The following is a 3,077-nucleotide window of genomic DNA, read 5'->3' on the forward strand; positions in this document are numbered from 1 at the left end:
TAAACTAAAGAAAATTAGTGCTCATTGCATTGGTAGTTGTTCTCAAGCTAGCATAACCAGCACAACCTGTCTACTTACTGATTGGTTAAAACAGTAAGTAGTGGCAAAATTTAATTTAAAATTAAATAAAATGAAATATTTTAATTATGCAAGTTCTATATAAACAATAAATTAAAAATTTAGTCTCATAAATAAATAAATGATATATTTTTTAATTTAAAAGAAAATATATAAATTCATCCCGTTTTACTCTGAATCGCAAGTTTGCAAGATTTACAATCAGATGAAGAGTGTATTTTTTTTGGGCGTCAAAAAAAAATATAAAAACTACCAATACTAACCAGAAATATTAAATCAAAAATTATCATCCAATGAAGTCAATTTTTTACAATATAATCATCATGTTACTTATGCTAGGTTCTGTACCAACATTTGCACAAATTGGTATTGGAACTAAAACTCCTGCACCATCGGCAGCCTTAGAAGTAAGTTCAACAAGCAATAATAAAGGGATCTTAATTCCCAGAGTTACTGCTAGCCAAAAAGATGCGATTGTGAGCCCAGCCGAAGGGTTATTAATTTACCAAACCACCGCTCCCATAGGCTTTTATTATTTTACGGGTTCTGCCTGGAAGTTGATGGCTATTCAAACTGATGTAGCTAGCAAAGTAGACAAGGTAGATGGTAAAGGTTTATCAAGTAACGACTATACTAATGCTGAGCAAACCAAATTAGCTGCAATCACGGGAACGAATACAGGAGATCAAACCACCATAATTGGTAATGCAGGAACGGCTACTAAATTAGCTGCCTCTAAAAATATCAATGGAGTAGCATTTGATGGAAGTGCAGATATTACTGTACCAGCAGCTGCAGGAACATTAACAGGAATTGTAGCTATTGCCAATGGTGGAACAAATTCAACAGCTGTAGCCACAACTGGGGGTATTGGATATGGAACAGGTACAGCACATGCCTATACTGGTACAGGCACCTCTGGGCAATTATTAAGTTCAAACGGAGCGGGAGTGCCAACCTGGGTTACACCTTCTGGTGTAAGTGTACCTTACACAGGAGCAATTGCTGCAGTTGATTTAGGCGCATATGATTTAAAGGTGAATGACTTAACCGTTGGTAAGGGTGGTGGTAGTATAGCTAGCAATACTGCAATTGGTTTATCTACACTTTTCGCTAACACGACTGGCTCATCCAATACTGCAACTGGTGCGCAGGCACTTAATAGTAACACGACTGGCTCATCCAATACTGCCATTGGATATGGTGCTGATGTTGCTTCAGGAGCCTTAACCAATGCCACAGCAATAGGAGCAGGTGCTATAGTATCTGCTGTTCATACTATTCAATTAGGTAATACAAGTGTCCTTAATGTAAAGACCAGTGGCACTGTAACAGCAGGTGCCGTCACTTATCCTAATATTCCAGGCAGCAATGGCCAAGTACTTACATCTGCAGGAGATGGAACGTCTAATTGGACTTCTGGAGGGCTACCTACTGCCGATGCACCTGGTCAAATGTTGTTTTGGAATGGAAATATTTGGGTTAAAGTGGGAGCAGGAAATGAAGGTGCAACTTTAATTTTCACACGTGGTAAACCTACTTGGTCGTTAGCTTATGGGTCCGTTACAAGTGCAACAGGTAAAATCTGGATGGACCGTAACCTAGGTGCCAGTCAAGTAGCCACAAGTATTACCGATGCAGCATCCTATGGAGATTTATACCAATGGGGAAGAGGAACCGACGGACATCAATTCAGGGCTTCTGCAACCACAACGGTCTTGTCAAGTATTGATCAACCTGACAACTCTTTATTTATCAAAGTCACTACTCCTAATCTTGATTGGCGGAGCTCTCAAAACAATAATTTATGGCAAGGGCTAAGCGGTGTCAACAACCCATGCCCAAGCGGTTACCGCTTGCCAACCGAAATAGAGTTTAATCTAGAAATCGCTACTTGGCCATATCGTAATCCATTTGGTTCACCGTTGAAATGGACCATGGGAGGCTACCGCTCCGGCGCTTCTGGCGAGCTCAAGCTTGTTGATGAACGCGGCTACTATTTTACTGGTACGGCTAGCCTTGTTGGGTATGCTAAAGGCGTCGGGCTTAGTATTACTAGCAATGGATACATAGCTGATTTTGTCCGTGCAGGAGGCTTTTCTGTGCGTTGCATCAAGGATTAATATCCCTCTTCCCGTAGTTTAAGCGTAGCGTCTCTACGAAATTTTCAAAAAATAAAGAGTCTTTAGACTCGATTAAAGATTTTCGAAAATCAACGCTAATAAATAACTTATTCTGCAAAAAAAAATATGCAACTAACTAATGAACTAGTATAATTCCATGAGAAATATTAAATCAAAAATCATCCTCCAATGAAGTTCATTTTTTGCAGTCTATTCATCATATTACTTATGCTAGGTTCAGTTTCTGCTTTTGCACAAATTGGTATTGGAACTAAAACTCCTGCAGCATCAGCAGCCTTAGAAGTTAGTTCATCAGGAAATAATAAAGGAGTTTTAATTACCCGATTAACAGCAATGCAAAAAGATGCGATTGTGAGTCCTGCAGAAGGTTTATTAGTGTATCAAACCACAGCAACTATTGGTTTTTATTTTTATACAGGTACTGCCTGGAAATTGATGGCTATTCAAACTGACGTAGCTAACAAGGTTGACAAGGTAGATGGCAAAGACTTATCAAGCAATGATTATACCACTGCCGAAAAGATAAAATTAGCTACTTTAACGGGTGCTGTTGTTCAAACAAATATAACCGGTAATGCAGGCACCGCCACTAAATTAGCTGCATCAAAAACCATCAATGGTGTAGCATTTGATGGAAGTTCAGATATAACGATTGCCACAGCAGCATCTGCAGAAACATTAGCAGGCACTACCTTGAAATCAACCGTTACGGCTTCTGGTTTAACGAGCGTAGGCACCTTAGCTAACTTAATAGTGACTAATCCCATAGCGGGGAGTGTAACCGGTAATGCAGGCACCGCCACTAAATTAGCCGCTTCAAAAAATATCAACGGAATAGCATTTGAGGGAAGTTCA

2 protein-coding genes are annotated in these 3,077 nt (G+C 39.5%); both read left to right on the forward strand.

Annotated features, from left to right (window positions below):
- The first annotated feature begins 371 nt into the window (after positions 1-371).
- Positions 372-2,201: a hypothetical protein gene (locus ACIQZ6_RS12780; RefSeq protein ID WP_395811690.1), complete on the forward strand. Its 1,830-nt coding sequence runs from the start codon at positions 372-374 to the stop codon at positions 2,199-2,201.
- A 189-nt stretch (positions 2,202-2,390) separates the two neighbouring features.
- Positions 2,391-3,077 (forward strand): hypothetical protein (locus ACIQZ6_RS12785; RefSeq protein WP_395811692.1); only part of this gene is annotated, 687 nt, incomplete at its 3' end.

The sequence above is a fragment of the Daejeonella sp. genome, from assembly GCF_044348475.1.
Classification (GTDB): Bacteria; Bacteroidota; Bacteroidia; order Sphingobacteriales; family Sphingobacteriaceae; genus Daejeonella.